Origin of the sequence: Alkalinema pantanalense CENA528, assembly GCF_050753345.1 — a bacterium.
In the GTDB taxonomy this organism is placed as follows: domain Bacteria; phylum Cyanobacteriota; class Cyanobacteriia; order Leptolyngbyales; family Leptolyngbyaceae; genus Alkalinema; species Alkalinema pantanalense.
In genome coordinates this window covers 1-6,416 of sequence record NZ_JBLZFX010000168.1, presented here as the reverse complement: position 1 = coordinate 6,416, position 6,416 = coordinate 1, and the positions used below count along the sequence as shown (strand labels likewise).

Annotated in this window: 7 protein-coding genes and 1 tRNA gene; 4 read left to right on the top strand and 4 right to left on the bottom strand. The window is 48.5% G+C overall.

Annotated features, from left to right (window positions below):
- Positions 1 to 200: 200 nt before the first annotated feature.
- Positions 201 to 416: an Hfq-related RNA-binding protein gene (locus ACN4EG_RS26850; protein ID WP_431633355.1), complete on the bottom strand. Its 216-nt coding sequence runs from the start codon at positions 414 to 416 to the stop codon at positions 201 to 203.
- A gap of 88 nt (positions 417 to 504) precedes the next feature.
- Between ACN4EG_RS26850 and dapF the strand changes: the two genes are divergently transcribed.
- Both dapF and ACN4EG_RS26840 read left to right on the top strand, forming a co-directional pair.
- On the top strand, positions 505 to 1,347 hold the full coding sequence (gene dapF / locus ACN4EG_RS26845) for a diaminopimelate epimerase (protein ID WP_431633354.1): 843 nt from the start codon (positions 505 to 507) through the stop codon (positions 1,345 to 1,347).
- Between the two features lie 341 nt (positions 1,348 to 1,688).
- Positions 1,689 to 2,183 (top strand): GFA family protein, encoded by a 495-nt coding sequence (locus ACN4EG_RS26840; protein WP_431633353.1) that lies wholly within the window; start codon positions 1,689 to 1,691, stop codon positions 2,181 to 2,183.
- A 248-nt stretch (positions 2,184 to 2,431) separates the two neighbouring features.
- Here the strand turns inward: ACN4EG_RS26840 and trpA are convergent, their stop codons facing one another.
- From trpA to ndhL, 3 genes are all read right to left on the bottom strand, one after another.
- The gene (gene trpA / locus ACN4EG_RS26835; RefSeq protein ID WP_431633352.1) at positions 2,432 to 3,238 is read right to left on the bottom strand and encodes a tryptophan synthase subunit alpha; all 807 of its coding nucleotides are present in this window, start codon (positions 3,236 to 3,238) and stop codon (positions 2,432 to 2,434) included.
- 91 nt (positions 3,239 to 3,329) lie between these two features.
- Entirely contained in the window at positions 3,330 to 3,653 is a 324-nt protein-coding gene (locus ACN4EG_RS26830; RefSeq protein WP_431633351.1) for a DUF3007 family protein, read from the bottom strand.
- 101 nt (positions 3,654 to 3,754) lie between these two features.
- Complete coding sequence (gene ndhL, locus ACN4EG_RS26825) at positions 3,755 to 3,967, bottom strand: NAD(P)H-quinone oxidoreductase subunit L (protein WP_431633350.1); 213 nt, start codon at positions 3,965 to 3,967, stop codon at positions 3,755 to 3,757.
- A gap of 191 nt (positions 3,968 to 4,158) precedes the next feature.
- On the opposite strand from ndhL, the gene ACN4EG_RS26820 reads away from it, so the two are divergent.
- Positions 4,159 to 4,241 (top strand) — tRNA-Leu (locus ACN4EG_RS26820).
- Between the two features lie 565 nt (positions 4,242 to 4,806).
- Positions 4,807 to 6,225 (top strand): hypothetical protein, encoded by a 1,419-nt coding sequence (locus ACN4EG_RS26815; protein ID WP_431633349.1) that lies wholly within the window; start codon positions 4,807 to 4,809, stop codon positions 6,223 to 6,225.
- Positions 6,226 to 6,416 lie beyond the last annotated feature (191 nt).

The following is a 6,416-nucleotide window of genomic DNA, read 5'->3' as shown; positions in this document are numbered from 1 at the left end:
TGTACACTTTGCCCATACGATATTCCTACAAGAGTGGATTTCAGAACCAATCAGATCCTAAATCCATTCTCGCTCAAACTCACAAAATTAATCCTGACACTCCACTAGCAACCACTCACTAGAAACAGAAAACAGTAAGGCAAACTAGTTCCCCTACTGCTTTTATCAACGAATTACTCAAAATAATTGCGGTCTGTATCCTAAGCTCTGGGCTTCATATAGGCGATTGCCTGTCGCCAAACGATCGTCGGCTGATCGTACTGATCAACGAGGCAGATACAATGGGGATCCTGCCAGCGAATTTTGCCGGAGAGCAGATCCCCGGTCACTAACTTAAACTCAACGTCATTGCCATCTTTGATCAAATTTTGGACTTGGCGAATGCTTGGTAATCCAGTTTCTAATTCCAGCGCCATTTTGTTTTTGTGCTCCCTGGGGCTAATCTGGTTCTTCTAGCGTATCTTCGCTTGCCTTCAGTCTACCCATCTCTTGACCTTTCGACCCATGAACCTGCAATTTAGCAAGTACCACGGCCTCGGTAACGATTTTATTTTGGTGGACAACCGCCACAGTACGGATCCTATTTTGACGCCTGAGCAGGCTGAAAAACTCTGCGATCGGCATTTTGGCATTGGTGCGGATGGCGTCATTTTTGCGCTCCCTGGGCAAAATGGCACCGATTACACCATGCGGATTTTCAACTCCGACGGCTCGGAGCCGGAAATGTGCGGTAATGGGATCCGCTGTATGGCAAGGTTTCTAGCGGATTTAGAAGGCGATGCAGCCAGATCAATTTATACAATCCACACCCTAGCTGGATTAATCACACCGAAGCTGGAAGCCGACGGCCAAATTACCGTGGATATGGGGAAACCTCGGCTGCTGGCGGGAGAAATTCCGACAACGCTGGCCGCAGCCGAGGCCCAAGCGATGGCCGTTCCCCTCGAAGTGGCTGGACAAACCTGGGCCGTTACCACCGTCAGCATGGGCAACCCCCACTGCATTACTTTTGTGGAGGATGTGGCCGCGATCGATTTGGAAAAAGTCGGCCCCCAGTTTGAGTACCACTCCGTCTTTCCCCAACGCACCAATACTGAATTCATTGAAGTGGTCGATCGGGGTTATCTGAAAATGCGGGTCTGGGAACGGGGTGCGGGGATCACCTTGGCCTGTGGAACGGGAGCCTGCGCATCATTGGTAGCCGCTGTGCTGAATGACAAGAGCGATCGCAAAGCTACGATCGAACTGCCCGGTGGGCCATTACAAATTGAATGGGCTGCTGACGATCGCATCTTCATGACCGGCCCTGCGGAAAGGGTCTTTATCGGAGAAGTGGCGATCGACTAACGCGATTACCGCCAGCGATCGACTAGCAAGATTGACCAAGGCCAATTGCTGGAGAACGAGTTTCTCAAGCGTTGCTCAACCAGCAATTCATGATGGGTTGATGATGGGCGTGATGAATCATGGGGCCATGGGCCGTCAGATTCTACGCCCTCGCCCATGAGTGTATTCTTGCGGGGGCAAGAGTCATGACCGATGAATTCAAAATGGGTTGATGATGGGCGTGATGAATCATGGGGCCATGGGCCGTCAGATTCTACGCCCTCGCCCATGAGTGTATTCTTGCGGGGGCAAGAGTCATGACCGATGAATTCAAAATGGGTTGATGATGGGCGTGATGAATCATGGGGCCATGGGCCGTCAGATTCTACGCCCTCGCCCATGAGTGTATTCTTGCGGGGGCAAGAGTCATGACCGATGAATTCAAAACTAACGAATTAAACACTAACGAATTCACAACCTATAACGGCAGTTGTCATTGCGGCGCTGTGCAGTTTGCAGTGCAAGTCACCGCTGATGAACGGGTTGTTGAAGACTGCAATTGTTCCATCTGTCGTAAAAAAGGATTTCTGCACCTAATTGTGTCGCCCGATCGCTTTACCCTCCTCTCGGGCCAAGACAGTCTCGTTACTTACACCTTCAATACCCACACCGCCCAGCATCGATTTTGCAAACATTGCGGGATCCACGCCTTTTATACGCCCCGATCCCACCCCGATAAAGTGGATATCAACGTGCGTTGTTTGGACGGGGATGTTCTGGAAGAATTTACGATCGTGCCCTTTGATGGCCAGAACTGGGAAGCCAATATCGAGGCTCTCAAAACCCGCAAACCTTAGCTCCCAGTCTTCTCTAGCGTTGCTACTATAGCAATCCGACGTGAATCGTGAGAGAGCTATCCAGAGGCTTCAAGGCTTTGAGCTGAAGTCTGCTCATAAATCAGATCGGAGTGCTATAAGAGATTTGCAAAGAAATAATATCCCCTCTTCATTCCCCTACCCTCCGACCCTTTTACTCTCCTAACCCTACCCAATTGGGATTTGATTTATGCGCTGTTCCCTAACCTCCGGCTGATCCCGCCTTCCTCTTAACCTTCTACCGTTAGAGCAGCTTTTAAACTCCGACAGAAAGATTCCAATGCAATTAATCCTTCCTTCGGTGAACCACTGTCTGCTAAACGTTTGACGAAAGCACTGCCCACGATCGCGGCATCAGCGCCCCATTCCATCACCTGTTTCGCATGTTCCGGTTGGGAAATCCCAAAGCCGACGCCAATAGGCTTATCGGTCACTGTCCGCAACCCTTGCAGCAAATCCTTCACCCGAGATTGCAACTGTGTTCGCATGCCCGTCACCCCTGTGGTACTGACCAGGTAGATAAAGCCTTGGGATTGCTGGGCGATCGTTGCAATGCGATCTGCAGGACTGGTGGGCGCAACCAACAACGTGACTTCAATACCCGCCGCCGCCGCTGGCTTAAGTAGCGCATCGGCCTCTTCCAACGGTAAGTCGGGTACCACTAAGCCCTTGACCCCAATGGCTGCAATTTCCTGGAGAAAGGCTTCAATGCCCCGATTCAAGATTGGGTTGTAGTAGGTAAAAAGAACGATCGGCGCGTTGAGACTAGGGATGACTTGCTTCAACATCCCTAAGACATCATCCAGCTTAATACCATTGGCCAATGCCCGAGTTGCAGCGGCTTGAATCACGGGTCCATCTGCCAACGGGTCCGAATAGGGCACCCCTAACTCAATGAGATCCGCCCCCGATCGATCCAGAATCCGTAATGCTTCAGCGGTAGTCGCTAAATCTGGATCTCCAGCCGTAATGAACGGAATCAGGGCACATTGGGCGCGATCGCGCAGTTGCTCAAAACACTGGGAAATGGAAGTCATCGAACCTTCAAGGGACAAGCTACAACGGTACAGCGTACAGGAAGAGGGGGACAGAGAAACTGGCCAACCGAGAAATTCTCCACCCTCAACGCTAGTGTTGGGACGATGAACTTGCTTGCCGTTCTTGCTCCACCTCCGCTTGCAATTGGGCCAGTTCCTCCGGCGTGAGTTCTTCTAGCCGCTTTTGGAGAACAGCATCTTCATAATCTTTTAACTGCTGGTTATAGGTCATCTTCTGGGTCACAGCCCTGACTAGATAAGTCGTTAGCCAGCCAATGACGACCAGTACCAACAGAAACTGACTCCAGATCCCGGCATTAATATCATCCAAACCGAGCCACTGGAAACCAACATAGGCAACGCCCCCGGCCACAAAAATGCCTAACCCGATCGCAAGTACATCAATTCGTCGCATGGTTTTGCTGCCTAGTGTCGTTGCCTAATCTACTTGTGACCATCCGTCAGACCAAGCTGTCAGCACAATTCGTTGTCCCAACGGCGTAGTTCGATCGGAGTCTAAGCCCCAATTTCCCGGCGCTTGGGACGAAAATTCAGGAAGGGAGCCAAGACTAACATTCCTGGGAAGCAAAGGAACACCAGGAAATACATCAAAACCCGTTCCACAGAGCTTGCCACGTACCAGCGTGCCTTTAAGTAGAAGTAAAGCGTCAAGGGTAGAACTAAGAGGTAAGCACCCCCCAAGACCAAATAGAGTAGAGCGACTTCCATAGGTAACCTGTTGCAATCCGTTAAAAAGTCTTAATGTCATATTATCCTGTGGAAGGCAGGCTAATATAGTCTGAGTCCATCAAGGTTTCTTAGGTTATCCAGTGAAACAGGTTATCCAGTGAAACAGGTTGCCAGTCAGCGCAATTGATGGTGGAATAGGTAAAGAGGATTTTTCCTCACCCCAACCTCATGGGGGCATGGCGGAATGGTAGACGCTACGGACTTAAAATCCGTTGACCGCAAGGTCGTGAGGGTTCAAGTCCCTCTGCCCCCATCTATTCAGTGAATGTCTGATTTTGCTCACTCATCTGATTCTGCTCAGTCAGCGAAGTTCATTCATCGCTCATTGCGTGATTGTTTTTTGCACAGTCGCAATGGGTGATTTTAGTGATTAAGAATAATTAAGTTTAGAAAACTTTCCTAGGGTTAGTCAATTTGGGTGATTCTACTGTTTACGCCTCAAAACGATCCGATATTGAGTTGAACTCTCTACGTTAATTAAGGCTATTCAACTTATTGGTGAAGTAACTTAATATTGGCTTTGGGATACCTCAATTTATCGATCGTCTTATCTCACGAAAAATCCAGTTCTCTCAGCGTATTGGGAGAAAAATCCACCTTTTACAGTATGAGTTTTCTCACTCACTAAGCTATCTTTGAGAAGTATTCAGGGAATTGACCGGAAATGCGTGCCTTCATGCTGTAGTTGTTCTGGCCAAATCAAAACTAATTTTGTTGCCGGATCACGATCGTATTCAATGCCCTACATAACTGGGAAATATCCTAGTTTGATGTAGTTGTTATCTCTAGAACCGCAAGCCACAGCGTTGAGTCGCCGAATGATTGGGGATGTTCTTCCGAATGGGCATCGGGATGTCTGGCCTGAAAAACTAACTCAGTCAGAGCGCACCATCCAGCTTGCTCAGCAAACGATTTATCAGTTCCTGCTAGAAATTGTCCGAAAGTGGCCACCGGAAGAAGTTTTGCTTGAGTTCAAGCGGCTTTTTCTATACCACGTCGATTCAGTGAGCGCCTCGGCCATTAATGCGCTCTACGACATTGTGCTGAGTAACAATGAAGAGGAATTCCGCAATACCATTAAGCGGTCTTGCTATATCTTGGTCAACAACTGGGATGCAGCAAGACGTTATCGAGCCATCCAAGATTTAATCGAAGCCTTTCAAGAACAGTTCCCAAGGGACACTATTTCGCCAACATTAGGGCGTCTCAGATATTGGGTTGACAATTTTCGCCATAGCCAGGATTATACTGACCTGAAGCTCTTTGCCTCAAGGTACGATCCCCAACAGGCAGACCAAGACGGCCCTTGGGTCAAACGCTATACTGCCTATCTTCTAGTCCCCCAGTACGTTGATCTGAGCAACCCCATTGAACAGCGGGAAGCGGCTCGAGCAATGGCTCAACAACTGCGTGATCAGTTTAAGTTTGAGTTGGCAATGTATGTCGCTCGATCACAGGCAAAACAACCGACTGATCGCCCCCTGAAAAATCCCACGGTTCTGGGAGACGATGTTCTACGCCTCATTAAAACGATCGTCGCAAAACGGGGATCTTACAGTTACCCCAACCTTGCCAATATTTTTCTCAATCAGGTTCGCCAAGTTAGCTATCGAGAGTTTAAGTTAAGTCTGAAAAAGTATTTAGTTTTTTCGATCGAATCCAATGACTTTTCCCGCATGTTGCAAACTCGCCTCACGGAAAAGTTAAATCCTCTCTACGAGGAACACCATGACGAACCGCTAACCGATGCGATGCTTTTACGCACCTGCAATCGAGTGATTGATTACCTCACCACAGAAACCCACAAAGAGCCTTCTTCGCTGTTTGCCTTGCTCTTATCCCAAGGCAATCCTATGACTCTTGTGATTGCACTCCTCAAATTAGTTTTAGTGTCCCGCAACTCGCGAGTGTATCTAGAGACTCGAATTGCTGATCTGATTCGCTACTACGAAAACTTTCCGGAAGAAGATTGTCGTTGGGTCGTTAACTTTCTGGAAATTTTTAACGTTACCTTCACCATTTATGCCGAGAATGTTCAATACAATCTGATTCGCATGGCTGGGGATCGAATTGATGAAATTACCGCATCCACAGAACAGAATCTAGATGCCTACCGCATTTTTTCTCAACTCAAGTCTCACCAAGATGTTGCTTTTAATCTAGAGTTTGCTGATGATGCTCTGATGGCACTTGATGATGAGCCGCCCACCCAAGATCTATCCGATACCGCAACTTAAACTCCATGACTCAAGCCTGAAGACTGGACTCTTAAGTTTGCTTTTCAGCCAGTTAATTAACTAGACCTCCTGCATGAATAGTGGAGTGATGTGCCAGTTAGAGCAGGAGGTAGGAGAATAAGAATGTTGCCCTCAACATTTCTGTGGAGAGAAGATGAGCTACCAAGACCTTGAGTCGCTGTCGGATGGTG